18 protein-coding genes are annotated in these 25,177 nt (G+C 63.5%); 16 read left to right on the forward strand and 2 right to left on the reverse strand.

The window, feature by feature from the left end:
• Positions 1 to 275: 275 nt before the first annotated feature.
• A complete protein-coding gene (locus NE591_RS07550; RefSeq protein ID WP_173111624.1) occupies positions 276 to 1,232 on the reverse strand; it encodes a hypothetical protein in 957 nt (318 codons plus the stop codon).
• A gap of 602 nt (positions 1,233 to 1,834) precedes the next feature.
• On the opposite strand from NE591_RS07550, the gene NE591_RS07555 reads away from it, so the two are divergent.
• From NE591_RS07555 to NE591_RS07565, 3 genes are all read left to right on the forward strand, one after another.
• A complete protein-coding gene (locus tag NE591_RS07555) occupies positions 1,835 to 3,913 on the forward strand; it encodes a translation factor GTPase family protein (RefSeq protein ID WP_256156540.1) in 2,079 nt (692 codons plus the stop codon).
• A 419-nt stretch (positions 3,914 to 4,332) separates the two neighbouring features.
• Positions 4,333 to 7,791, forward strand: a complete 3,459-nt coding sequence (locus NE591_RS07560; RefSeq protein ID WP_371130577.1) for a DNA-directed RNA polymerase subunit beta — start codon at positions 4,333 to 4,335, stop codon at positions 7,789 to 7,791.
• A gap of 4 nt (positions 7,792 to 7,795) precedes the next feature.
• Positions 7,796 to 12,217 (forward strand): DNA-directed RNA polymerase subunit beta', encoded by a 4,422-nt coding sequence (locus NE591_RS07565; protein ID WP_256156541.1) that lies wholly within the window; start codon positions 7,796 to 7,798, stop codon positions 12,215 to 12,217.
• 373 nt (positions 12,218 to 12,590) lie between these two features.
• On the opposite strand, the gene NE591_RS07570 is transcribed toward NE591_RS07565, so the two are convergent.
• On the reverse strand, positions 12,591 to 13,202 hold the full coding sequence (locus NE591_RS07570; RefSeq protein ID WP_181815481.1) for a LysR family transcriptional regulator substrate-binding protein: 612 nt from the start codon (positions 13,200 to 13,202) through the stop codon (positions 12,591 to 12,593).
• Positions 13,203 to 13,241: 39 nt separating this feature from the next.
• Between NE591_RS07570 and NE591_RS07575 the strand changes: the two genes are divergently transcribed.
• The 13 genes from NE591_RS07575 (at position 13,242) to NE591_RS07635 (ending at position 25,131) form a co-directional block, all read left to right on the forward strand.
• Positions 13,242 to 14,078, forward strand: coding sequence for a molybdopterin dinucleotide binding domain-containing protein (locus NE591_RS07575; RefSeq protein ID WP_227069761.1), 837 nt, complete (start codon positions 13,242 to 13,244; stop codon positions 14,076 to 14,078).
• An 18-nt stretch (positions 14,079 to 14,096) separates the two neighbouring features.
• Entirely contained in the window at positions 14,097 to 14,714 is a 618-nt protein-coding gene (locus NE591_RS07580; protein WP_227069760.1) for a 4Fe-4S dicluster domain-containing protein, read from the forward strand.
• 3 nt (positions 14,715 to 14,717) lie between these two features.
• On the forward strand, positions 14,718 to 15,587 hold the full coding sequence (locus NE591_RS07585; RefSeq protein ID WP_256156542.1) for a DUF4064 domain-containing protein: 870 nt from the start codon (positions 14,718 to 14,720) through the stop codon (positions 15,585 to 15,587).
• Between the two features lie 68 nt (positions 15,588 to 15,655).
• Positions 15,656 to 16,522, forward strand: coding sequence for a DUF6273 domain-containing protein (locus tag NE591_RS07590; RefSeq protein WP_256156543.1), 867 nt, complete (start codon positions 15,656 to 15,658; stop codon positions 16,520 to 16,522).
• A gap of 76 nt (positions 16,523 to 16,598) precedes the next feature.
• Positions 16,599 to 17,282, forward strand: coding sequence for a 4Fe-4S dicluster domain-containing protein (locus NE591_RS07595; RefSeq protein WP_231699563.1), 684 nt, complete (start codon positions 16,599 to 16,601; stop codon positions 17,280 to 17,282).
• Between the two features lie 9 nt (positions 17,283 to 17,291).
• Positions 17,292 to 18,302, forward strand: a complete 1,011-nt coding sequence (locus tag NE591_RS07600; RefSeq protein WP_114548182.1) for a 4Fe-4S binding protein — start codon at positions 17,292 to 17,294, stop codon at positions 18,300 to 18,302.
• 263 nt (positions 18,303 to 18,565) lie between these two features.
• Positions 18,566 to 19,102, forward strand: coding sequence for a phosphoribosyl-ATP pyrophosphatase (locus tag NE591_RS07605; protein WP_256156544.1), 537 nt, complete (start codon positions 18,566 to 18,568; stop codon positions 19,100 to 19,102).
• Between the two features lie 115 nt (positions 19,103 to 19,217).
• The gene (locus tag NE591_RS07610; protein WP_256156545.1) at positions 19,218 to 20,645 is read left to right on the forward strand and encodes a phosphoglucosamine mutase; all 1,428 of its coding nucleotides are present in this window, start codon (positions 19,218 to 19,220) and stop codon (positions 20,643 to 20,645) included.
• A 406-nt stretch (positions 20,646 to 21,051) separates the two neighbouring features.
• Positions 21,052 to 21,309, forward strand: coding sequence for a PqqD family protein (locus NE591_RS07615; protein ID WP_256156546.1), 258 nt, complete (start codon positions 21,052 to 21,054; stop codon positions 21,307 to 21,309).
• A 133-nt stretch (positions 21,310 to 21,442) separates the two neighbouring features.
• Positions 21,443 to 22,870 carry a sodium-dependent transporter gene (locus NE591_RS07620; protein WP_231699564.1) on the forward strand — a complete coding sequence of 476 codons (1,428 nt, stop codon included), beginning with the start codon at positions 21,443 to 21,445 and terminating at the stop codon, positions 22,868 to 22,870.
• A 130-nt stretch (positions 22,871 to 23,000) separates the two neighbouring features.
• Positions 23,001 to 23,852: an Rpn family recombination-promoting nuclease/putative transposase gene (locus NE591_RS07625; RefSeq protein WP_173111654.1), complete on the forward strand. Its 852-nt coding sequence runs from the start codon at positions 23,001 to 23,003 to the stop codon at positions 23,850 to 23,852.
• 227 nt (positions 23,853 to 24,079) lie between these two features.
• A complete protein-coding gene (locus NE591_RS07630; protein WP_117284204.1) occupies positions 24,080 to 24,805 on the forward strand; it encodes a B3/4 domain-containing protein in 726 nt (241 codons plus the stop codon).
• On the forward strand, positions 24,805 to 25,131 hold the full coding sequence (locus NE591_RS07635) for a multidrug efflux SMR transporter (RefSeq protein ID WP_117284203.1): 327 nt from the start codon (positions 24,805 to 24,807) through the stop codon (positions 25,129 to 25,131). The genes NE591_RS07630 and NE591_RS07635 overlap by 1 nt, the downstream gene beginning before the upstream one ends.
• The last annotated feature ends 46 nt before the right edge of the window (positions 25,132 to 25,177 follow it).

Raw genomic sequence — 25,177 nt, forward strand, 5'->3', positions numbered from 1 at the left:
ATTTTGTCATTTGGGTTTGGGGCCAACGGCATTTTGATCCTCGATCCGCAGCCCGAGGCATCTTTTTGTCGTTCGGTTCTGAAACGTGCGACATTTTAGGCTCTCGGGCTGCGGTGTTAACCATGAAAAACAAAGTCGCAGCAAGAGAAGCACCAGGTCACAGCTTCGTGCCTCCAAATCCTTCCTCGGCAACCCGCAGCCAGACCAGCAAAAATGTCAGAACAAGGAAGGACGCCTGACAAAAATCATCTTTGGGCTGCGGTTGTCAGGGTGCGTTATTGCCAGGAGGGGAGTCCCAGGACCTCTCGCAGATGCTTGTGCTTTGCATCGAAGTCGCCTATGCGGAATCGGATCGGTTTGCCAAGTGCGCGGGCAACAGAGAGCGCGATTTTCCTTGTTTCGCTGGTTGAGTTGAGCTGCAATCGTCCCACGGTGATGATCCGGTAGTTCATGGCTTGCAGCGTCATGCGTTTAACAGCGTCTTCCTGCAGCTGCTCGGACGTAAGGTGGCGTTCGTCGCTGTCGTACTCGAGAATGAGTCTTTGCGCGGGCCAGCAAACATCTGCAACATAGTACTCTTTTCGCGAAAGCGGGCGAGCGGCACCGGTGAGTTCGATGGAATGATTCAGCCTCGGTCGGGCGAAGTGATAGCCGCCGAGATGGTTGGGGAGCGTCATGAGAAGAGCGAGGGCTGCCTCTCTCGGCGAGGCGGCGTTATCGAGAATCCAAGGAGCGGCGCGTCTCGTCATGGCGCAGCCTCGTATGTCCCGGTGGGCCAAAAGAGCTTCTTGGATGCGCTCAGATGAAGTAAGAACGGGGCGATTGAAGACGGTGTCGAAAGGAGGCGTTAGACCGTAGGCGCCGCAAAGGGTGCTTCCTTTGAAGATCACTTCGGCAAGGTCGTGACTCCAGTTGCTTTGGAGAAAGGCGACCTCGGGGGAAGGAGCAAAGAGTCCTTGCGCAATGCGAAAATAGCGATCTTGCTGAATTGACGCCTCTGCGACATGGCAGCGCACATCTTTGAGATTGCGCTTTTGCTGGCGTGAAGGAACGATGATGCGAAAAGGCTTGCTCAGCCAGGGGAGCCTATCCTCCAGATACTGAACGGCGGCAGCGTTGGGGGTGATGTCCTCCTGGTGGGCGATATCAAGCCACAGAGTGAGGAGAGAGGTGAAATCGCCGTGCTGGTAGAAATCGAGGGCACTCGAGCCCCATAGTATTAGTTTCGACATTGACCGTCACTTTCCAATCGATAATGAAGCCATGCGGCGGTGAGGGATGGCGCGTGTGGCTCCTGCGCCCTGCGCGCGTTCGAACAGGCTACTCTCTCCGAACCGTATTAATGACGCGAGAATGTCTCGGTTGGTTCCTCGCGCCAACCGTGGTGGCGTCGCATGGGCGGTTGGGGGGTGCACGGGCCAACTCGCGGGCCAACTTGCGGTCCAGCTTGCGGGCCAGCTCGCGGATCAACCTGCAAACCAATTCGCGGACCAACTCGCGGATCAAACCCTGAGAAGCTCCCCCTGAGAAAAAGCGCACGAACTTCGTCTCGCGAATTTTTCGCTGTACTCAGCGGACGCGGTGCCCTCTGCTAATATGGATGCCACGGAAAAGACGCCGTTCGTCGGCGCTGAAAGACCGCTCGCTGGCGATGCGCCAAGAGCTCGCGGGTCGTGGATCTGTCAGTTGGCGCGGCCCCGGCAGCGGGTGTTCGCGGCAACGGGAATTCAGCGTAGCGTTTGGCGAGAAGGCGCGCGACCGATGGGCGGCGCGCCCGGGTTAGACCCGCGCAAGGGGTGCGGGCGCCCTCTATCAGGAAGGCAGGTGGTCGCTCATGGCAGCTCCGGCTCCCGAACACGTCAGAAACATCGTCCTTGTAGGACAGGATGGCGCCGGCAAGACCTCGCTGGCCGAGGCCATGCTCTTCGTCTCCGGCAAGACGCCGCGCATGGGCACGACCCACGACGGCAAGTCGTACCTCGATTACGACCCCGAGGAGATCAAGCGCAAGTTCACCATCTCCACCTCCATTGCCCCCATCCCCTACAAGGACTACAAGATCAACGTGCTGGACACCTCCGGCCATCCCGACTTCATCGGTGATACGCTGGCCACCATGCAGGCGGCCGAAATGGCCCTGTTCGTGGTGGACGCCGTCGACGGCCCCCAGGTTATGACGACGAAGCTGTGGCGCGAGGCGGAGGACATGCGCCTGTCGCGCGCGGTGTACATCAACCACATCGATCGCGAGAACGCCAACTTCGACGCCGCCATGGCGTTGCTGCACGCCCGCTTCGGCGGTCGCCTCGGCGCGGTGACCATCCCCATCGGCCAGGCCGAGGACTTCCAGGGTGTCATCGACATCATCCGCATGGAGGCCCGCTATTTCGAGGACGGCGGCGAGCGCGTGGAAGCGGTGGAAACCCTGCCGGCGAAGTACCAGGAGGAGGCGCGCAACGCCCGCGACAAGCTGTGCGATCTGGTGGCCGAGGCCGACGACGAGCTTATGATGAAGTACCTCGAGGGCGAGGAGCAGCTCACCCAAGAGGAGCTGGAGGGGCTGCTGGACAAAGCCATCGCTCAGGAGCTCATCATTCCGGTGTTCGTGGGATCCACCATTATTATGCAAGGCGTTCAGGGCCTCATGGAGGACATCTGCACCTATTTCCCGCACCCGAAGAGCCACGGTCGCTTCCGCATGGCCGACGACGTGACGGTGCGCATCGACGAGACGAAGCCCCCCTGCGCCTTCGCCTTCAAGACGGTGTCTGACCCGTTCGTCGGACGCCTCACCTTCCTGAAGGTCATCTCCGGCTACCTGGAGCCGGGGCTGGAGCTCGTCTGCGGGCGCACCGGCAAGAAGGAGCGCCTCGGCAAGATCCAGGTCATGATGGGCAAAGAGGCCGTCGACGTGAAGAGCGCCAAGGCCGGCGACATCGTCGTGGTGCCGAAGCTTTCCGACGTGCGTGCGGGCGACACGCTCTCCTGCGAGGGCACCATCGCCATCGAGCCTTTGCCGTTGCCCGAGCCCTTGTACCCCGTGGCCATCGAGGCTGTGTCGAAGAAGGAGGAGGACAAGCTCGGCACCTTCCTAGCCCGCGCCGCCGAGGCTGACCCCACTATCCGCATCACGCGCGACGAGGACACGCATCAGACCATCATCCACGCCATGGGCGAGACCCAGGTAGACATGCTGATCGGGCGCTTGAAGGAGCAGTCCGGCGTGGAGGCGAAGCTCGTGCCCGTGCGCATCCCCTACCGCGAGACCATTACCAAGCAGGCCGAGGCCCAGGGCCGTCACAAGAAGCAGACCGGCGGCGCCGGCCAGTTCGGCGACTGCTGGCTGAGGTTGGCCCCCATCCCCGGCGAGGGCTACGAGTTCGTGGACGAGATCAAGGGCGGCGCCATTCCCAACGGCCTCATCCCGGTGGTGGATAAGGGCGTGCGCGAGGCCATGGAAGAGGGCTTCCTCGCGGGGTACCCCATGGTGGACATCAAGTGCACGGTGTTCGACGGCTCGTATCATTCCGTCGACTCCAACGAGATGGCCTTCAAGACCGCGGCGCGCATCGGCTTCCGCGCCTGCTGCGAGAACGCCGGCCCCATCATCTTGGAGCCCTGGGCCACTATGGAAGTGACCGTGGGCGAGGAGTACGCCGGCACCATCATGGGCGACATCTCCACGCGCCGCGGCCGCATTGTGGGCACCGACGCGGGCTTCGCGGCCGGCGAGACCGTCATCAAGATGCGCGCGCCCTATGCCGAGGTCATCAACTACACCAAGGATCTGCGCTCCATGACCCGCGGCTCCGGCTCCTACACGCTCACCTTGGAAGGCTACGAGCAGGCGCCGGCCGACGTGACGAAGAAGCTCGTGGAAGCCTACGAGGCCGCCCGCGCCGCCGGAAACTAACGGCATTCTCATAGCAGAATGGGACGGAGCGAAAACGCTCTGCCCCATCCCACAAGGGCGGACTTCGGTCCGCCCTTTTCGTTGCGCGAGAGCGTGGCGCTCCAATCCGTAGGGGCAGACCTTGGTCTGCCCTCCTCAAGCGCGGCGCCCTCACCTGAGGAGGGGCGACCAAGGTCGCCCCCTACGGAGGACGGAACGCAACAACGCCCAGCTCCGAGCCCTATTTTCCAGAAAATTTCCATGGCTCGTAAAAATTTTTCTTGACTCGGGCTTCACGCCGTAGTATTTTAGCGAATTGCAACTTTTTTGCAGATTTGCGATGGACGTGAAGGAGGAACAGCCTCGTGGCAATGGATAAGAAATCCGCTCCCACCAGCCTTTACAGGGATCGCCGAAGCTTCGCGAAGATTCCCGACGTCATGGACGTCCCGAACCTGATCGCTATCCAGACGGAAAGCTTCGACTGGTTCAAGAACGAGGGCTTGGCCCAGGCGTTCGCCGATGTGTGCCCGATTGAGAACAACACCGGCGACATGTGCGTCGAATTCGGTAAGCACGAGTTCGGCGAGCCCAAGTACACGGTGGACGAATGCAAGGAGAAGGACGTCACCTACCAGGCGCCGCTCTTTGTGGAGATCCGCTTCATCAACCGTGAGACCGGCGAGATCAAGGAGCAGGAGGTGTTCATGGGCGACTTCCCGCTCATGACGCCGCGCGGCACCTTCATCATCAACGGCACCGAGCGCGTGGTCGTCTCCCAGCTCGTGCGCTCCCCGGGCGTGTACTTCGCCTCTGAGCGCGACAAGACCTCCGACAAGACCATCTACAACGCGAAGGTCATCCCTTCCCGCGGTGCGTGGCTCGAGTTCGAAACCGACAAGCGCGACCTGCTCTCCGTGCGCATCGACCGCAAGCGCAAGCAGCCGGCCACCCTGCTCGTGCGCGCCCTCGGCCTGGCCGAGACCCGCGAGGAGATCATCGAGCTTTTGGGCTCCTCCGAGATGGTGCTGCGCACGCTCGACCGCGACCCCGCCACCACCAAGGAAGAGTCGCTCATCGAGCTGTACAAGCGCTTCCGTCCCGGCGAGCCGCCGACGATCGATTCCGCCCGCACGCTGCTCGACGGCCTGTTCTTCAACCCGCAGCGCTATGACCTGGCCAAGGTCGGTCGCTACAAGATGGACAAGAAGCTCGGCTTCACCCCCGAGGAGAACGATTCCTCCACGCTGACCAATGAGGACATCATCCGCACGATGCGCTACATCATCGGTCTGCACAACGGCGATGAGGGCTTCGTCACCGACGACATCGACCACTTCGGCAACCGTCGCATCCGCAGCGTGGGCGAGCTGATCCAGAACCAGTTCCGCATCGGCCTGTCGCGTATGGAGCGCGTGGTGCGCGAGCGCATGTCCATGCAGGAGCCCGACGAGATCACGCCGCAGTCGCTCGTGAACATCCGCCCCATCGTGGCCGCCATCAAGGAGTTCTTCGGAAGCTCCCAGCTCTCGCAGTTCATGGACCAGTCCAACCCCGCCGCCGGCATTACGCACAAGCGCCGTCTGTCGGCTCTGGGCCCGGGCGGTCTGTCCCGCGAGCGCGCCGGCTTCGAGGTGCGCGACGTCCACACCTCCCACTACGGCCGCATGTGCCCCATCGAGACGCCTGAAGGCCCGAACATCGGCCTTATCGGCTCTCTGGCCACCTATGGTCGCATCAACCCCTACGGCTTCATCGAGACGCCCTACCGTCGCGTGATCGACGGCAAGGTGACCGACGAGATCGACTACCTGACCGCCGATGAGGAAGAGAACTTCACCATCGCCCAGGCCAACGACTTGTTCGATCTGGAAACCCGCGAGTTCGGCTACACCGACGAGGACGGCGTCTTCCACAAGTCCGCCCGCGTGCTCGCCCGCACCACCGACACCAACGGCGTGTTCGGCGAGGCCATGGACGTGCCGCCGGAGACGGTCAACTACATGGACGTGTCGCCGCGCCAGATGACCTCCGTGGCTACCTCGCTCATTCCGTTCCTCGAGCACGACGACGCCAACCGCGCCCTCATGGGCTCGAACATGCAGCGCCAGGCTGTGCCGCTGCTGCGTCCGAGCGCCCCGCTCGTGGGCACCGGCATCGAGCACCGCATCGCGGTGGACTCCGGCGAGATTCTCGTGGCCCAGCGCCCCGGAGTGGTCGACTATGTGGACGGACAGACCATCATCATCCTGAACGACGATGGCGAGTACGACGAGTACCTCATTCCGAAGTTCCAGCGCTCCAACCAGTCCGGTTGCATCAACCACCGTCCCATCGTCCGCAAGGGCGACGAGGTTCAGGCCGGCGACGTGCTGGCCGACGGCCCCTCCTGCGACGGCGGCGAGCTGGCGCTCGGCCAGAACCTCATGATCGCCTACATGCCGTGGGAAGGCTACAACTACGAGGACGCTATCATCGTGTCCGAGCGCGTCGTGGCCGAGGACTTGCTGACCTCCATCCACATCTCCGAGTACGAGGTGGACGCCCGCGATACGAAGCTGGGCCCCGAGGAGATCACCCGCGAGATCCCCAACATCTCCGAGGACATGATTTCCGATTTGGATGCCGACGGCATCATCCGCGTGGGCGCCGAGGTGTTCCCGGGAGACGTGCTGGTGGGCAAGGTCACCCCGAAGGGCGAGACCGAGCTCACCGCCGAGGAGCGCTTGCTTCGCGCCATCTTCGGCGAGAAGGCCCGCGAGGTGCGCGATACGTCGCTGAAGGTGCCCCACGGCTCCGGCGGCCGCGTCATCGGCATCTACCGCTCCTCCCGTGAGGCCGGCGATGATCTGGCCCCCGGCGTGAACGAGCTCGTGCGCATCTACGTCGCTCAGAAGCGCAAGGTGCAGCAGGGCGACAAGCTGTCCGGTCGTCACGGCAACAAGGGCGTTATCTCCCGCGTGCTGCCGGTCGAGGACATGCCCTACCTCGCCGACGGCACCCCGATCGACGTCATCCTGAACCCCCTGGGCGTTCCGTCCCGTATGAACGTCGGCCAGCTGCTCGAGAACCACCTCGGCTGGGCCGCCAAGTGGGGCTGGTCGGACGCCGAGGAGACCGACGAGGTCGTGGAGGGCCCGATGTACGTGGCCACGCCCGTGTTCGACGGCGCCACCGAGGAAGAGGTCTCGGACGCCATCGAGAAGGCGAACCGCAACCTCATCAACATGAACCATGCGAAGTACGGCGACATGGCCCGCGACGAGCTGGTGCCCCAGCTGACGCGCACCGGCAAGACGTGGCTGTACGACGGCCGCACCGGCGAGAAGTTCCGCGAGCCCATCACCGTCGGCCAGACCTACATCCTGAAGCTCGGTCACATGGTGGACGACAAGATTCACGCCCGCTCGACCGGCCCCTACAGCCTCATCACCCAACAGCCCCTCGGCGGCAAGGCCCAGTTCGGCGGCCAGCGCTTCGGCGAGATGGAGGTGTGGGCGCTGTACGCCTACGGCGCCTCCAACGTGCTGCAGGAGATCCTCACGGTGAAGTCCGACGACACGTCGGGCCGCGTGAAGAGCTACGAGGCCATCGTGAAGGGCGAGAACATCCCGGCGCCGGAGGTGCCCGAGTCCTTCAAGGTGCTCGTGAAGGAAATGAAGTCCCTGTGCTTGAACGTCGAGCTCGAGGGCCACGACATGCAACCCATCAGCGAGGACGAGATCGATGACTACAGTGCCGACCAGGCGCTTTACGCCGCGCTCGCCGCTGATGCCAAGAAGACCGAAGACGAAGAGGCCAACGCCATCGATGCCCTGGCTGCCGAGCTGGGCGACCTGATGAGCGGTCTTGAGTCCGACCTGAACACCGACCTCATCGGTGGCGGAGAGGAGGCCTAACCCCATGACGGAATTCGACGTCAACAACTTCGACGCCCTGCGCATTTCGCTCGCTTCCGCCGAGGACGTGCGCAGCTGGTCTCGCGGCGAGGTGAAGAAGCCCGAGACCATCAACTACCGTACCTTGAAGCCCGAGAAGGACGGCCTGTACTGCGAGAAGATCTTCGGTCCCACCAAGGACTGGGAGTGCGCCTGCGGCAAGTACAAGCGCGTTCGCTTCAAGGGCATCGTCTGCGAGCGCTGCGGCGTGGAGGTCACCCGCTCCAAGGTGCGCCGCGAGCGCATGGGCCACATCGAGCTGGCCGCGCCCGTGAGCCACATCTGGTATTTCAAGGGCTCCCCGTCGCGTCTGGGCTACCTTTTGGACATTCCGCCGAAGGAGCTTGAGAAGGTTCTGTACTTCGCCAGCTCCATCATCACCTCGGTGGACAAGGAGGCCCGCGAGGAGGACATCGACGACTTGCGCGACGAGCTTGCCGCCGACATGGAAGAGCTGGACGCCGAGCGCGACCGCCTCATCGAGGCCACTCGCAAGCTGTCCACCGACTACGTGCCGGAGGAGGACGACTTCGTCGACGATCTCGATGACGACGAGCGCCTCACCCCCGAAGAGGTGGAAGAGGAGATCGCCGACATCTACGAGGAGTTCAACGAGCGCAAGGCCCTGCGCCAGGACGCGTTCGACGCCTTCCTGAAGATCGAGCCGAAGCAGCTCATCGGCGACGAGGCCCTCTACCGCGAGATGCGCGCGAGCTACCGCGACTACTTCACCGGCGGCATGGGCGCCGAGTCGGTGCGCGACCTTCTGGACGCCATGGATCTGGAGGCGACCTCTGAAGAGCTGCGCGAGGTCATCGCCACGGGCAAGGGCCAGAAGCGCGCCAAGGCCGTGAAGCGCCTGAAGGTGGTGGATGCGTTCCTCAAGTCGGACAACAAGCCTTCCGACATGATCCTGGACGTCATCCCGGTCATTCCGCCCGATCTGCGCCCCATGGTGCAGCTCGACGGCGGCCGCTTCGCCACGTCGGATCTGAACGATCTGTACCGTCGCGTCATCAACCGCAACAACCGCCTGAAGCGCCTGCTCGACCTCGGTGCCCCCGAGATCATCATCAACAACGAGAAGCGCATGCTGCAGGAGGCCGTGGACTCGCTGTTCGACAACGGCCGTCGCGGTCGCCCCGTGACCGGCCCCGGCAACCGTCCGCTGAAGTCCATCTCCGATATGCTGAAGGGCAAGCAGGGCCGCTTCCGCCAGAACCTGCTCGGCAAGCGCGTCGACTACTCCGGCCGTTCCGTTATCGTCGTCGGCCCGTCGCTGAAGCTGCACCAGTGCGGCCTGCCTCAGCAGATGGCGCTGGAGCTGTTCAAGCCCTTCGTCATGAAGCGCCTGGTCGAGCTTGAGTACGCCGCCAACATCAAGGCCGCCAAGCGCGCCGTCGATCGCGGTGCCAGCTACGTGTGGGACGTGCTGGAAGAGGTCATCGTCGACCATCCGGTGCTGCTGAACCGCGCACCAACCCTGCACCGTCTGGGCATTCAGGCCTTCGAGCCGGTGCTCGTCGAGGGCAAGGCCATCAAGCTGCATCCGCTCGTCTGCACCGCCTTCAACGCCGACTTCGACGGCGACCAGATGGCTGTGCACGTGCCGCTGGGCGCCGAGGCTCAGGCCGAGGCCCGCGTGCTGATGCTGTCCTCCAACAACATCAAGTCCCCGGCCCACGGCCATCCGCTGACCGTGCCGACCCAGGACATGATCATCGGCCTGTACTACCTCACGGCCATGCGCGACGGCTTCCCCGGCGAGGGTCGCATGTTCATCGATTTCGATGATGCCCTGAACGCCTACGACGCCCGCGCCGATCTGGACCTGCAGGCCAAGATCCAGGTGCGTCTGCCCTACAACACGAAGGTGGCCACCGCCTTCGGCGTGTTCGAGGATCACAAGGAGGGCGAGCGCATCGAGACGAGCGTCGGCCGCATCATCTTCAACGATGTGCTGCCGCCGGACTATCCCTTCCTGAACTACGAGATGAACAAGAAGGAGATCAGCCGCCTGGTCGAGGACGTCACCAACACCTACGACCTGTCCGAGGTGCCGCCGATTCTCGACGGTCTGAAGGACGCCGGTTTCCACTACGCCACCCGCGCCGGTGTTACCGTGTCGGTGTACGACGCCACCATCCCGCCGTCCAAGCCGGCGATTCTCGCCCAGGCCGATGAGCGCGTCGCCGCCATCGACGAGGACTACGAGATGGGCCTCATGTCCAACGAGGAGCGCCACAAGCAGGTCGTCGACATCTGGAACGATGCCAACGAGGAAGTCGGCGAGGCCATGGCGGAGAACTTCGACAAGTTCAACCCCATCTACATGATGGCCTTCTCCGGTGCCCGAGGCAACATCAAGCAGATTCGCCAGCTCGCCGGTATGCGCGGCCTGATGTCCGACCCGAAGGGCGAGATCATCGACCGTCCGATTAAGGCGAACTTCCGCGAGGGCCTGTCCGTTCTGGAGTACTTCATTTCCACCCACGGCGCCCGCAAGGGTCTGGCCGACACGGCGCTGCGTACCGCTGACTCGGGTTATCTGACCCGCCGTCTGGTGGACGTGGCCCAGGACGTCATCATCCGCGAGATCGACTGCGGCACCACCGAGGGCGTGCCCTACCGTGTGCGCAACGAGAAGAACGAGGTGGACGAGAACCTCATCGGTCGCTGCCTTCTGGAGGATGCCGTCTCTCCCGAGACCGGCGAGATCCTCGCCGAGGCCGGCACCTACCTGCATTCCATGGCCCAGCTGCGCGAGCTTGATGCGGCCGGCATCGAGGAGGTCACGATCCGTACGATCATGACCTGCCATGCCGAGCACGGCGTCTGCCAGAAGTGCTACGGGTGGGATCTGGCCACGGCCCGTCCGGTGAACATCGGCACGGCGGTGGGCATCATCGCCGCCCAGTCCATCGGCGAGCCCGGCACCCAGCTGACGATGCGTACGTTCCACACCGGCGGTGTTGCCGGCGAGGACATCACCCATGGTCTGCCCCGTGTTCAGGAGCTGTTCGAGGCCCGCAAGCCCAAGGGCCAGGCGGTGCTCGCGGAAATCTCCGGCACCATGCAGGTCACCGGCGACAAGATGTCGAAGACCATCACCATCCACGACCAGGAGGGCAACTACCGCGAGTACGTGGTGAGCGCCCGCGCCCAGCTTCTGCCGGGCGTGTTCGACGGGTGCGAGGTGCGCGTGGGCCAGCAGCTGACCAAGGGCTCCGTGAACCCCCACGACCTGTTGCGCCTCACCGATCCGAACACGACGCTGCGCTACATCGTGGGCCAGGTCCAGGACGTGTACGTGTCCCAGGGCGTGGATATCAACGACAAGCACATCGAGGTCATCGCGCGCCAGATGCTGCGCAAGGTGGCCGTGCTCGATGCCGGCGACTCCGACTTCCTGCCGGGCCGTCAGGTGAACCGCTTCGAGTTCGAGAAGGTGGCCAACGAGCTGATCGCCGAGGGTAAGGAGCCGCCGGTGGGCCAGCCGCTGCTGCTCGGCATCACCAAGGCGTCGCTGGCAACGGATTCGTGGCTGTCCGCCGCGTCGTTCCAGGAGACCACCAAGGTGCTCACCGACGCCGCCATCGAGGGCAAGACCGATCACTTGGCCAGCCTGAAGGAGAACGTCATCATCGGCAAGCCCATTCCCGCCGGCACGGGTCTGCGTCGCTACCGCGACGTGGGTCTCACCTACAAGGGCCGCCCGGTGGAGAAGGTCACGGGAGATGCGCTGCCCGACTTCGCGCCGGACGCGCTGCGCGAGATCGAGGAATTGCTGCCCCAGCCCCAGGATTGGTCGCTCGACAGCGACGGCTGCTTCAATTCTTCGGGCTCGTTCGGCGGCTACTACAGCGCCCTTTCGGGTCATCGCGGCCACAACCTGTCCGACGAGGACGCGCGCCTGTACATCTACGACGATCTGGGCGTGTCCCAGCGTTGGGCGAACAAGTTCTCCGAGGCGGGCATCGAGACCGTGGCCGACCTTCTGGGTCATACCGAGGAGGATCTGCTGCGCATCGAGGGCATCGGCGTGAAGGCCATCGAGGAGCTGAAGGAGGGCTTGGCGGCCCGCGACCTCATGCACGTCATCGAGGACGACCTGGCGGCTTCCTCCGACGACATGAGCCAGCTCTTGGACATGGTGTTCTCGCCTGACGACACCATCCTCATCGGCGGCGACGAGCCCCCGACGTTCAACACCGACGGCGAGGAGATGCTCGGCGAGGCGCTGCCTCCGCGCTCCTACCAGCGCAACCTTGAAGAGCTGGACGCGCTGCTCGGTAACATGGGCGGCTTGAGCTCCCTCGGCTTCGGCTTCACCAGTGCCGAGGACGAAGCGGCTTCCAACCAGGCCATGGAAGACGGCGAGGAGTAAATTGGTTTCGCCTGTCCTTGCGAAGCATCACTGACTTCCTTGGACGAACTCGGGAGTTTTCTATTGGGGCGACCTTCGGGCCGCCCCTTTTTTGTGTTTGCTGTTCCCGCGGGGCGCCAAATGGCCAAAAAGTAGCTGCCAGCTGGCAGCTAGGTACCTGTTTTTGACCATGGAGGCTATAGCGACGAAATCAGGCTGGCTGCTCGGAAAATATTCCCAGGTCAGTGCGTCGACGAATATTGGTACAAAGCAAGCCGCCTTTTCGGTTTGCAGCTAACGACCGATAATTGACCAAAACGTCGCTTCAAGCTCTTCGAACTTGCAGCTGGCATTCGGAATTTGGCCATTGAGCGCAGCTTTCCCTTGCGCGCGGCTACTCGCTGTCGACCAGGGTGCCGCCTTTGCCATGGTTGAGGATGATCTTGCGGGCGCGGGTGTAAGCGTCCAGGGCCGGCCGCACGCGTTCGTAGTTGTCCTTCTTGTAGATGGCGTACAGCCGGAAGGCCGCATCGTCGTCGGTTACGGGGAGCACCGTCATGCGGGAGAAATCCGACAGGTAGCGCAGCTGGGGCATGGATGCCTGCAGGATCATGACGTCTTCCACGCCCAGCGGAATAGCGCAGTAGTTCATGTAGGTGCGCCCGAGTACCGCCCGGGTGCGGGGCGTGTAGCCGTGCTCTTGGCAGACGCGTTCGATGTTGGTCCAGCCCGACAAGGAATAGCCGTCGGCGAATTTCACGAAGCGGTAGCTGCGCAGATCGTCCATGGTCACCGACTTCATAGAGGCCAGGGGGCTGTCCATAGAGACCATGGCAACGAAGGGCGAACGAATGAGCGGAATGTAGGCAAGTCCCAAATTATCGAGCTTGTCCAGTTCGGCATAGGCCAGCAAGATGTCGGCATCGCCTTCCACCAATTGCTCCAGGTAGTTCGTATCGTTCAGGCTGTTGTAGCTGGCAGGAGCCTCGCCCTCGATGCCGAGCACGGCGGCGGCTGCGCTCCCTATGACTCCTGGGACGACTTCGTGGCCGCCTACCAGGAGCACGGCACCTGGAACATGAAGGAAGTGTTCCCGGACGACTGGGGCTCCTACCGCCGCTACGAGATCGGCCAGGCCTACCGCAAGGCGCCGCATCAGCAGCCGACGAAGCTGGACATCAACATTCCCGGCTTCCCCACGCCGACCATGAAGCACGAGCTGTGGGCCACCACCATCGAGTCCCACTTCCCTGAGGGCTCCGACGGCCCCGAGGTGACGCCGGGCTTCCACACCGAGGCTCTGCCCTACTACGTGGAGGGCATCCACTCCCGGGTGCGCGACGCGGAAACCTACGAGGAGTACCCGATCCTCTGCATCACCGGCCGTCGCATCCCCGTGTACTTCCACAGCGAGCATCGCCAGCTGCCGTGGTGCCGCGAGCTGTGGCCGGTGCCCCGCATGGAGATCAACCCTGAGACGGCCGCCGAGCTCGGTCTGGAGCAGGGCGATTGGGCCTGGATCGAGAGCCCCTGGGGCAAGGTGCGCCAGACCGTGGACCTCTACTACGGCATCGCGCCCGGCACCATTAACTGCGAGCACCAGTGGTGGTACCCGGAGCTGGCCCAGGCCGACAAGGGCTTCAAACTGTCCTGCATCAACTGCATCGTCGACCGCACGGCCCAGGACAAGTACAACGGCTCGTCCACGGTGCGCGGCTATCCGGTGAAGGTGTACAAGGCCACGCCCGAGAACAGCCCCTTCGGCAACCCCGTGCCCTGCGGCAACGACGGCACCGAGATCGTCCACGACTCGTCCGATCCGCGCCTGAAGCTGTGGGCCATCGGCGCCGAGGGCATTCACCCCGACAAGTTCGACGCGTAAGAGAAAGGAGTGGGAGAAATGACACAGCTTGCTATTTGCACCGACCTCGACCGGTGTGTGGGATGCCTTGCCTGCAGCGTGTCCTGCAAAGTGGTCAACGGCGTGCCCATCGGCAACTTCTGGAACAAGACCCTGCGCGTGGGCCCCACCCCCCAGGAGGGCGGCTCCGGTCAGTACCCGGATGTCGAAACCTACTTTTTGAACGTGCAGTGCCAGCACTGCGAGAACCCCCAGTGCGTGTCGGTGTGTCCCACCGAGGCGTCGCACAAGCTGCCCGACGGCACCATTCAGATTGACAAGTCGAAGTGCATCGGCTGCCAGTTCTGCGTCATGAGCTGCCCCTACGGCGTGCGCTACCTCAACGAGGAGGAGGGCGTCGTGGAGAAGTGCACGCTGTGCCAGCAGCGCACGGCTCAGGGCGAGCTGCCCCAGTGCGTGAGCCAGTGCTGCGGCATGGCCCGCTGGTACGGCGATGCCGAGCAGGGTATCGAGTCCTTCGAGGGCCCGCGCGGCGAGCGGTTGGGCGACTTCGTGAACGACTTCACCGAGGATCAGGTGTACAAGCTCACCGACGTGGGCAACGGACCGAGCATGTTCTACATCATGCGCAACATCAAGTGGCAGGGGGTCGAGTAGCCCATGGAAATTCAAATCCCGCTCGTCATCTTCACGAGCTTTCTGGCCTGGGCCGCGGGCATCTTCGGCACCCAGTGCATCCTCGCGCTGCAGAAGCGCGGCGGTGCGGTGCAGCTGCCGGCGCTCATCTGCTCGGCTGTGGTGCTCGTGGTGGGCGGCATCGCCGTCGTGTTCCATCTGACCCACCCGTTCAACCTGTTCAACGGGTTCGGGCACATCACCTCGGGCATCACCCAGGAGCTCATCGCCATTGTGCTTCTGGCGGTGGTCATGGTGCTGTTCTTCCTGATGCTGCGCCGCTCCGAGGATGATACGGTGCCCCAGTGGCTGGCCGTGGTGGGCATCGTGGTGGTGCTCGTGCTCATCGTGGCCATGGGCCACAGCTACATGATGCCGTCGCTGCCCGCCTGGGACACGGTGCTGCAGCTGCTGTCGCTTCTGGGCGCGGCCTGCGTCATGGGCCCGGCCACCGTGGCCTTCATCGGTGCCGCGAAGGGCGTCGAGATCGAGGGCATCGGCCTTCTTACGGTCATCGGCGCGGCTGTGAATGCCGTGCTCTCGGCGGCCTACATGTTCGCCATGGAGGCCTCGAGCGCCACCTTCCAGTCCTTCCAGTACTACTTCGACCCGACGCACCCGAACGTGGCTATAGCCAATCCGGCCAACGTGTCCCTGTTCACCGGCGACTCGCTGGCGGCCCTTGTGGTGGCGGTCATCGCCCTGGTGGTCGCCCTCGTCGGCGCGCTTTTGGGCAAGAAGCAGGGCGCGTGGAAGGTGTGGGGCGCGGTGGTCGCCATCGCCGGTTTGGTGTGTGCCGTGGCTTTGCGCATCATGATGTACGCCATGGGCGAGACCCTGTTCATGCTGTACTAGCGGGCTTCGGGGAGGCCGCGTGCGCGTGCGCCTCCCCGCCCTTCGAGAAATGAGACAAGGAGGTTCTCATGCGAGGAATATACAAGCGGGCCGGCTTGGCGCTTGCCGCCGGAGCGCTCGCACTTGGCCTCGCCGGGTGCGCTACGGAAAGCGCGCCGGTGAGCGACCCTTCCAAGGGCGACAACACCCAACTGGCCTATACCGGTGCCGAGTCCGCCGACGAGCAGAGCTTCGATACGGTCACTTTCGGCAGCTACCAGGGTCAGGACATCACGTGGCTTGCGCTTGCCGAGGAGAACGGCAAGACGCTGCTCATCAGCGAGTCGGTGCTGGATGCCGTGCCCTATGACGATTCGACCGAAGCGTACCAGTGGTCGGTGCAGTCGCCGCGCCCCCAGAAGGACGTGGAATGGGCGACGAGCTCGATTCGCACGTGGCTGAACGGCGAGTTTTTGAATGCGGCCTTCAGCGCCGATGAGAAGGGCGCCATCGCCGCCACGACACTCGCCGATACGAAGAACAACGTGTCCCATACGGCGGCCACGGCGGCGGACCCTTCGGTGCATGCGGCCGAAGAGACGACTGACCAGGTCTTCCTGCTGAGCCTGGCCGAGGCGAAACAGTACTTCGCCAACAACGCGGCTCGCGTGGCCCATCCCACCGACTATGCCGTGAAGCAGGGCGTCTACGTGGGCGTGGCGAGCAACGACGAGCAGCCTGACGGCGCGGCGGCCTGGTGGCTGCGCTCCAACGGCTACTACGCCGGCTACGCCTCGGTGGTGACCGACGACGGCTACGTGCACGGCGACGGCTACCGCATGGCCGGCGAGCTGCACGACGGCTTCGACGACCACGGAAGCGAGCTTAAGAGCACGCTCGGCGGCAACATTGGCGTGCGTCCCGCCATCTGGGTGGAGACGAGCGCGCTTTCCTAGAAGCGCCGGGAATGGGGGCGGCTGGTTGATCGGTCGCTCCCATTCCTGTTGATAAGTCCGAGAGAGGAGGATGAGCATGGCTGGTGGAAATCCGTTGACGCGGCGGACGTTGTGTATTGGCGTGGGCGCTACCGTGGCCATGGCCGGGCTGGGGGCGCTGCGCTATGTGGGCAGCGAGCCGCTCGTGCGACCGCCGGGAGGACAGGACGAGGAGAACCTGGTGTCCCGCTGCGTGCACTGCTACCGCTGCATCGAGGCGTGCCCCGAGAAGGTGATCGTGGCTGCCTCTCTTGATGCGGGCGTGCTGAATACGCGCACGCCGCGCATGGAGTTCTCCGACTGCTACCCTGGTCAGCTGGACGATTTCCGCTACTGTGATTTCTGCGCCGAGCGCAACGGAGGCGTGCCCCTCTGCGCGGCTGTGTGCCCTTCCGGGGCTTTGCAGCTGCCGGTCGATTACGCACCCGAAACCGAGGTCATTGGCGTGGCGGTGCTGAATACCGAAACGTGCATCGCCTACCGCAGCAGCTTCTGCGCTTTCTGCCACGACGTGTGCATCCAGGTGCGTGGCGAGGAGAATGCGGCCATCTACTACCAGAACGCCGATGCGGCGGATGCCCTGGACACGCGGCTGCCCGTGGTGGATGCCGAGAAGTGCAACGGTTGCGGCGCCTGCGAGGCCGTGTGCGTGTCGGCCCAGGCCGGCTCCACCATGAACGCCTCGGAGCGTGCCATTGTCGTGAAGCCGCTGGAAGGGTAGGGGGTCGTCATGAAGTTCAAGAATGCGCGCACTGCGGTGGCCGCTGTGGCTTTTGCGGCGCTGGCCGTCTGCCTTATTGCCGGCGTGGCCACGGGAACCTGGTGCGGATTCGGGGCGAACGACATCGCGGTTCTGTGCCCGGTGGGCGCGCTGCTATCCATGGTGGCGGCCAAGACCCTCATCCCGCGTGCGGTGCTGAGCATCGTGGTGGCCATCGCCCTCGTGCTGCTTTTGGGCCGCCTGTTCTGCGGCTGGATCTGCCCCGTGACCCTGTGGCGCCGAGTGAAGGAGTTCTTCAAGCCCGTGAAAACGCGCGAGCAGGAGGCGGAGGCCCTCTCTCAAGCGAACCAGGCCCTCGCCGCCGAGGAGATCGCAGCGCTGAAAGAGGCGTCGGCGACTCACGACTGCGCCGCCTGCGGAGCCTGCCACGCCAAGCGCAACGCGCCTTTCGACTCGCGCCATGCGGTGCTCGGCGGTGCGCTGCTGACGACGGCTGTGTTCGGGTTCCCCGTGTTCTGCCTCGTGTGCCCCGTGGGCCTCACTTTCGCAGCGGTGGCCTTGCTGGTGAGCCTGTTCGGCGCGGGCGACTTGAATTGGTCGCTTCTGTTCGTGCCGGCCATGCTTGTCATTGAGCTGGTATTCTTGCGCAAATGGTGCGGCCGGTTCTGCCCCATCTCGGCGTTCATGAGCCTCATCTCCCGCTTCAGCCGCACGGGCATGCCGGTCATCGACAACGAGCGCTGCCTGGAGACGGCCAAGGGTACGGCCTGCAGCCGCTGCGCCACGGCCTGCACCTTCGACGTGAACCTGCGTCACCCCGACTTGGGCGAGCTGCCCCTGCACGACTGCGCCCGCTGCGGCGACTGCATCGACGCCTGCCCCACGAGTGCCATCTCCTTCCGCGTCGTCAGCGGCAAGCCCGTTCCCTTCGCCGATGCCCTCTCCACGGTGCGCTCCGGTGGCAAGGCGAAAACGTCTGCCGCACCGGCTTTGGACGATTTGGAACCCGAAGAAGCGTAAGGGCGCTTTCGCCTGCGGGCATCTTCTCCGAGCGATCGTACCGGTCGATCCCGTAGGGGCAGACCTTGGTCTGCCCTCCAAAGACGGCATCATGCCCGAGACCTAGGGGCGACCAAGTTCGCCCCCTGCGAGGAGCGCGCATAGGGTATTTTCAAAACCTGTGATTTTTATCAGGGGCGGCTTTCGGGCCGCCCCTGCTTTTTGTGGTTGGGTATCATGGAGGGAAATATCATGGTGGCTGCCGAGAGAAAGTGCTGCATTCAATGGTCAACAAGACGTTCATCCCCGAAGGCGAGGCGGTCCCGGCCTCGCAGATTGGCGCGACGCTGGAGGCGCTCGCCGCCACTATCGCCGCGCGTCGCGACGCCGACGAGGCGAGCTACACCTACCGGCTTCTGACGGGCAACGTCGACGATGTGCTGAAGAAAGTCATGGAAGAATCCGGGGAAGTGGCTCTGGCCGCCAAGGATGTGGAAGGTTGGGCGACCTCCTCGCTCGCGGCCGCCGTGGCGCTGGAAGCTGCTAGTGCCGGGGCTGGCGATGCGGTCTCCGACGCCGAAGCTGCCGATGAGGGTGCCGGCGCCCCTCTTTCCGTCCAGCTGCCCCCGGAGTACGGCGAGGCGGTCGATCATTTGCGCTACGAGGCCGCTGATGTGGTGTATCATCTTCTCGTCGTTTTGGAGCGCTACGGCATCACGCTTGACGAGTTCGCTGCCGAGCTGAACAATCGCATGACCGAAGGAGAGCGGCCGCGCGGCGCCGTTCGCTTGCACGACGAGTTCGTACGACGCGGAAAGTAGCGTTCAGCTGCAGGCCTTAAGTGAGGAAGAGACGGAAATCTCGCGGCAGCCTGAACGAGCGAAACGATATGAAGAACTTCGGGGGAGCCCCCGAGTTGAAGGAAAGAAGGATTTCATGGCCCGACTGTTTGGAACTGATGGCGTGCGCGGCATTGCAAATGTGGAGCTGACCTGCGAGATGGCCTATCGTCTCGGCCAGGCCGCCGCCATCTACCTTGGCAAGACCATCGTTGTGGGTCGCGACACGCGCCGCTCCGGCGACATGCTGGGCGCGGCCCTTTCCGCGGGCATCATTAGCGCGGGCGGTACCGTGCTCGAGGCCGGTATCATCCCCACGCCGGGCGTGGCCCTGCTCGTGCGCGAGATGCGCGCGCCGGGCGGCGCGGTCATCTCCGCCTCTCACAATCCGCCGGAGTACAACGGCATCAAGTTCTTCGATGCTCAGGGCTTCAAGCTGCCCGACGCCGTGGAAGACGAGATTGAGGCCTTCATCGTCAACGGTGGCTTGGAAGGCGAGGTCGCTGCCGCCGAGGAGGCCGCCTGGAGCGCCGCTCAAGCTGCTGCGCCCGATGCTCCCGCCGATGCGACGAGCTATCTGGCCTCCGAGATCAAGATGCCTGCTGGTGCCGAGGTGGGCGTGGTCATTCCGCTGGAAAACGCTTGCGACATTTACATCGACCACGCGGCTCGTTCCATCGAGGATCAGGGCATTTCCTTCAAGGGCCTGCGCATCGCTTTGGATACGGGCCACGGTGCTTCCTCACTCACGTCCCCGGAGGCTCTGCGACGCTTGGGCGCCGAGGTGATCGTCATCAACGATGATTTCGATGGCATGGACATCAACGTGCAGTGCGGCTCCACTCATCTCGAGCCCCTGCGCGCGCTTATGGCCGAGACGGGTGCCGACGTGGGTATTGCACATGATGGCGATGCCGACCGCGTCATGCTCATGGCGCCCGATGGCACCGAGATCGACGGCGATATGGTGGAAGCGGTCTGCGCGCTCGATATGCGCGAGCGCGGCGTGCTGGCCGGTGATACGGTTGTGTCCACGGTGATGTGCAACTTCGGTTTCGTGCGCGCCATGAAAGAGATGGGCATCAACGTGGTGCAGACCAAGGTAGGCGACCGATACGTTCTGGAGGCTATGCGCGAGCACGGCTACTCCATTGGCGGCGAGCAGTCTGGCCACATGATTCTGCTCGATCACAACTCCACGGGCGACGGCCTCATGACGGCCTGCCAGTTCTTGGCGGCGGTCATCCGTTCCGGCAAGCCAGTGGGCGAGGCCATCCAGGTCATGGAGAAGATGCCGCAGACTCTGATTAACGTGCGCGTGAACGACAAGCATGCCGTGGAGGACAGCGCCGAGGTGGCCGCTGCTGTGGCCTCTGCTGAGGAGGCGCTCGGCGAGGACGGTCGCGTGCTTCTGCGCCCGAGTGGCACCGAGCCGGTGGTGCGCGTGATGGTGGAGGCAGTTGATCCGGCCGCCGCACAAGCGCACGCCGAGGCCATCGCCGCCGTGGTGGAAGCCTGCGCGTAAGGCGAAGGCGACCGACAGGCCCTGTTTTCGAGAACAATGCAATAAATGCCAGTTCGACCCCGTAATGGTAAGAGTGTCAGTCCCGTTTCTTACCAAAGCGAGGTCGAACTGGCATTTTCGCCCCTCAATCGTCTCCCCTTCTTGCCAAAGCGGGGTCGAACTGGCATTTACTTGGGAGATTTCGAAAATGATTTTGCTCGTCGGAATCATAAGGCTCGCTCGATTATGTTCTTCTATAAGCGAATAGCTCATTGATTTCGCTTTGGCAACAGAACGCAGCATCGCTGTTAACCTGGGGTTATTTACAAGGAGTCACCGTTACACTGTCGTTATTTCTTGGTAGTGATCGGCGCAAGAGCTTTCTGTCCTCGGTCCTGCTTTATCTGCTGCCGAAAGGACGGGCGACATGAAAACGCGATCCCTTGCTCCTGGGGCCTATCTGGCGAGAAGCGGCCAGGGCGTCTCGCTGTACGATGCCGACGGCAAGTGCTTTGCCATGAATAAGATGGGCGGCTCCATTCTCGCTTTGGCCCTCACGGGCCTTTCCGCTGAGGGCATCGCCGATGCGTTGCGTCATTATTTCAACGGGACTCCCGCTCAGTCCCGCGATGAGGTGGCCGCCTGGCTCGACGAAATGGAAGCGAGCGGTTTCCTGCATTCCTAGCATCCCGCTGGCGTTGCTGCCCCTTGTTGAACGCGCCGGAAAAGTGTGCAGGATTCTCCCTCTGGCCAGAACTTGCTTGTTCGTTTCGTGCCTTTCGCTATGATGGAAGTCACAGAAATTCAAGGAGGATGCTGTGGCGACAAGAGACGACAACATCATTGCGGAGGAGGCGCGGGCCATCGAGGTCGGAGAGGAGACGGCCGTCGGTGCGCCGAACCCATCGGGCGGTTCGGGTCGCGGGCGTCGCGACACCTGGGCCACCCACACCGGGTTCATCCTCGCCTGCGTGGGCAGTGCGGTGGGCATGGCCAATATCTGGTTGTTCCCCTACCGTGTGGCCCAGCTGGGCGGCGCGGCCTTCCTCATTCCGTACCTCATCTTCGTGGCCCTGCTCGGCTTCACTGGCGTGATCGGGGAGATGGCCTTCGGCCGCGCCATGGGCACCGGCCCCATGGGCGCTTTCGGGCGCGCCATGGAGATGCGCGGCGTGCGGCATGGCGAGCGCATCGGCAAGATCATCGGGCTAATTCCCACGCTGGGGTCGCTCGCCTTGGCCATCGGGTATGCCGTGGTGCTGGGCTGGGCTTGCCATTACCTGTTCTCGGCGATGACCGGCGAGCTTATGGCCCAAACCGATACGGGCGCCTTCTTCGGAGCCATGGCGTCGGACTTCGGTAACGTGGGTTTCCACTTGCTGGGGCTGGCCATCACCTTCGGCATCATGATCCTCGGCGTGTCCCGGGGCATCGAGAAGGCGAACAAGGTGCTCATGCCCACCTTCTTCGTGCTGTTCGTCATCATCGCCATCCGCGTGGCCACGCTGCCGGGGGCGGAAGCGGGCTATCTGTACCTGCTCGTGCCCCGCTGGGAGGCGCTGCTGAATCCCACTACCTGGGTGTACGCGCTCGGCCAGGCATTCTTCAGCCTGTCGTTGGCCGGCTGCGGCACGCTGGTGTACGGCAGCTACCTGAAGCGAGACGTGGACGTGGTGGACGCGGCGAAGAACGTCGCCATCTTCGACACCATCGCGGGGCTCGTGTCCGCGTGCGTGGTGGTGCCGGCGGTGTTCGCCTTCGGGTTGGACGTGTCCTCTGGGCCGCCGCTTCTGTTCATCACGCTGGCCCAGGTGTTTCAGGAGATGCCTTTCGGCGGCGTTTTCGCGGTCATCCTGTTCGTGGCCGTGGTGTTCGCCGCCATCACGAGCCTCATGAATTTGTTCGAGGCACCGGTGGAGGCGCTTCAGAAACAGCTGGGACTGTCGCGGTTGGCGTCGGTGGGCATTATCGCCGTGGCTGCCGTGGCCGTGGGCCTGTTTATCGAAGGCGGCAGCTCGGTGAGCGACTGGATGGACGTCATCTCCATCTACGTCATCCCTGTGGGCGCGTTCCTGGCGGCCATCATGTTCTTCTGGGTGTGCCCGGCGGGCTTCGCGAAGAGCCAGGCGGAGCTGGGGCGCAAGAAGCCTTTGGGAGCGTGGTTCAACGTGTTCACCCGCTACGTGTTCGTGGGCATCACCGCGCTGGTCATCGTGCTCGGCATCTTCTACGGCGGCATCGGGTAGAAGATGCGACTCTAGTGCGACTCCGTTGCGGTTGGCGCGAGGAATAGAACGGGACTTTCCCGCGTCATTGCTACGGTCGTGCTCTGGCAGAATGTCCCTCCATCGACTTGTCGCTGATCGAAGGGGGTTCATGATGACAAAGAGAAAACTGGGGTTCCAGGACCGCTGGATGTTTAATCGAGTACTATGCGAGAAGGATGTTTGCCGCAAGATTCTGCGCGCCGCGCTTGGGATAGAGGCGGGCGAGATATCCTACTTGAACGCCGAGCAGTGCTTCGAGCCGCTGACGTCAGGGCGGGGCGTGCGCCTGGATGTGTTCGCCAGAGGGGACGGGCGGGTCTATGACATCGAGATGCAAGTCGCAAAGGAACGCGACCTAGGGCGTCGCATGCGCTACTACCAGGCCGCCATGGACGTGGGCGAGCTGGGCGCGGGGGCGGACTTCGGTGATCTGCCTGAGAGCTACGTGATGTTCGTCTGCACCTTCGACGCCTATGGCAAAGGCTCCCCATTGTACGTGATTGAGCGGCAGTGCATTGATTATCGAGATCTTGATGTAGGGGACGGCTCTCCCTGGGTGGTGCTCAATGCCACAGCGTGGGAGACAGCTGCTGATCCCGGCTTGCGGGATGTGCTACGATACCTCCAGACTGGAGAGGCCTTGGGGCCGTTGTCGGAAGAGATCGACGCTCTGGTCGATGCGTTCAACGAAGATCGAGAGTGGGTGAATCGCGTGCTGACCTATGAGCAGGAGACCGAGATGCGCTGTCGCCGGGCCAGGGAAGAGGCTCTGGAGCAGGGCATCGAGCAGGGCATCGAGCAGGGTATCGAGCAGGGTATCGAGCAGGGTATCGAGCAGGGCATGGATCGCTTAGGAGCTCTCGTCGGTCGTCTTATTGACGCGGGCCGCCTCGACGACGCAAAGCGCGTCTCCGAGGACGCTGCCTACCGCGAAGCGCTGCTCGTGGAGTTCGGTCTCTGAAAATGCCAAACTGGATATAGCCGCTGCCATCGTGCTATCATGGAGCCAGCTTAAAGCACATAGCCTGCCGCCGGGTAGGCACGAAGCGCTCGCAGCGCGGACATCGTTAGGCCTTTGAAGATGTTCGCCCCGCGGGCGCTTTTTCGTTGGAGAAGGTCGTCGCGTTTGTGCTGGCACGCGAAGCTGAGGGCTTTGCGGGCGCGACGGCCGTCGAGAAAGGAAGACCTATGAAGCAGTTCGTGACGGAAGAGTCGTTTTGGGAGCTGTTCCCCGAGGCTCAGATCGGCATCGTCGTGGCTCACAACATGAAGCCGACTGAAGAGGTGGCGCCCGAAGACGCCGCCGCCATCGCGCGCGCTCTGGCCGAGGCCAACGGAAAGGCCGATCAGCACCTGGAGAGCAACACCATCTCGCAGAACGAGGTGGTGGCCGTATGGCGCGACGCCTACCAGAAGTTCAAGACGAAGAAGGGAGTGCGCTGTTCCATCGAGAACCTGCTGAAGCGCGTGCTGAAGGGCAATCCCGTGGGCTCCATCACGCCGTCGGTGGACATCTACAACACGGTGTCGCTTACGCACGCGCTGCCCGTGGGCGGTGAGGACATCGATGCCATGGCCGGTGACATTCGCCTCGGCATTACCGAGGGCGGCGATGCGTTCCGTCCGCTCGGCGAGGAGGAGGACGCGCCCACGTTGGAAGGCGAGCTGTGCTATCGCGACGATGCCGGTGCCATCTGCCGCTGCTGGAACTGGCGCGACGGCGAGCGCACGGCCCTGACCGACGATTCGAAGAAGGCCTTCCTCATCATCGAGTCCGTGGATCCGGCCCGCGCCGACGATCTGGCGGCTGCCACCGACCAGCTGGCCGCCATGGTGCAGCAGTACCTGGGTGCCGACATCTTCGCCAAGCAGATCGTCACCCGCGACAATCCGACCATGGTGATCGACGAATAATGAGTTGGCTTGTGCTTGTGGCCTCGGGCTGCATGGAATCGGTGTGGGCCATAGCCCTCGGCAAGTCCGAGGGCTTCACCCATGTCGGCCCCACCATTGTGTTCGTCGTGGCCCTGGTGCTTTCCATGCTGGGGCTTTCCTTCGCTGTGAAGACGCTGCCGACGGGGACGGCCTACGCCGTGTGGGTGGGCATCGGCGCGGCCCTCACGGTCATCTACGGTATGGCCACAGGGTCGGAGCCCGCAAACCTCGCCCGCATCCTGCTCATCGCCGGCCTCGTCGGTTGCGTCATCGGCCTCAAGCTCGTCGACGGCGCAGCTGATTGATCTTTACACCCCCTGCATCAGATCCTCCACGGAGCAGCCGAGGACG

Origin of the sequence: Adlercreutzia sp. DFI.6.23, assembly GCF_024462535.1 — a bacterium.
GTDB lineage: Bacteria > Actinomycetota > Coriobacteriia > Coriobacteriales > Eggerthellaceae > Adlercreutzia > Adlercreutzia rubneri.

Coding starts and splice junctions, on each gene's coding strand:
- NE591_RS07550 (WP_173111624.1), bottom strand. CDS start 1,232: ATGTCGAAACTAATACTATGGGGCTCGAGTGCCCTCGATTTCTACCAG.
- NE591_RS07555 (WP_256156540.1), top strand. CDS start 1,835: ATGGCAGCTCCGGCTCCCGAACACGTCAGAAACATCGTCCTTGTAGGA.
- NE591_RS07560 (WP_371130577.1), top strand. CDS start 4,333: ATGGACGTCCCGAACCTGATCGCTATCCAGACGGAAAGCTTCGACTGG.
- NE591_RS07565 (WP_256156541.1), top strand. CDS start 7,796: ATGACGGAATTCGACGTCAACAACTTCGACGCCCTGCGCATTTCGCTC.
- NE591_RS07580 (WP_227069760.1), top strand. CDS start 14,097: ATGACACAGCTTGCTATTTGCACCGACCTCGACCGGTGTGTGGGATGC.
- NE591_RS07585 (WP_256156542.1), top strand. CDS start 14,718: ATGGAAATTCAAATCCCGCTCGTCATCTTCACGAGCTTTCTGGCCTGG.
- NE591_RS07590 (WP_256156543.1), top strand. CDS start 15,656: ATGCGAGGAATATACAAGCGGGCCGGCTTGGCGCTTGCCGCCGGAGCG.
- NE591_RS07595 (WP_231699563.1), top strand. CDS start 16,599: ATGGCTGGTGGAAATCCGTTGACGCGGCGGACGTTGTGTATTGGCGTG.
- NE591_RS07600 (WP_114548182.1), top strand. CDS start 17,292: ATGAAGTTCAAGAATGCGCGCACTGCGGTGGCCGCTGTGGCTTTTGCG.
- NE591_RS07605 (WP_256156544.1), top strand. CDS start 18,566: ATGGTCAACAAGACGTTCATCCCCGAAGGCGAGGCGGTCCCGGCCTCG.
- NE591_RS07610 (WP_256156545.1), top strand. CDS start 19,218: ATGGCCCGACTGTTTGGAACTGATGGCGTGCGCGGCATTGCAAATGTG.
- NE591_RS07615 (WP_256156546.1), top strand. CDS start 21,052: ATGAAAACGCGATCCCTTGCTCCTGGGGCCTATCTGGCGAGAAGCGGC.
- NE591_RS07625 (WP_173111654.1), top strand. CDS start 23,001: ATGATGACAAAGAGAAAACTGGGGTTCCAGGACCGCTGGATGTTTAAT.
- NE591_RS07630 (WP_117284204.1), top strand. CDS start 24,080: ATGAAGCAGTTCGTGACGGAAGAGTCGTTTTGGGAGCTGTTCCCCGAG.
- NE591_RS07635 (WP_117284203.1), top strand. CDS start 24,805: ATGAGTTGGCTTGTGCTTGTGGCCTCGGGCTGCATGGAATCGGTGTGG.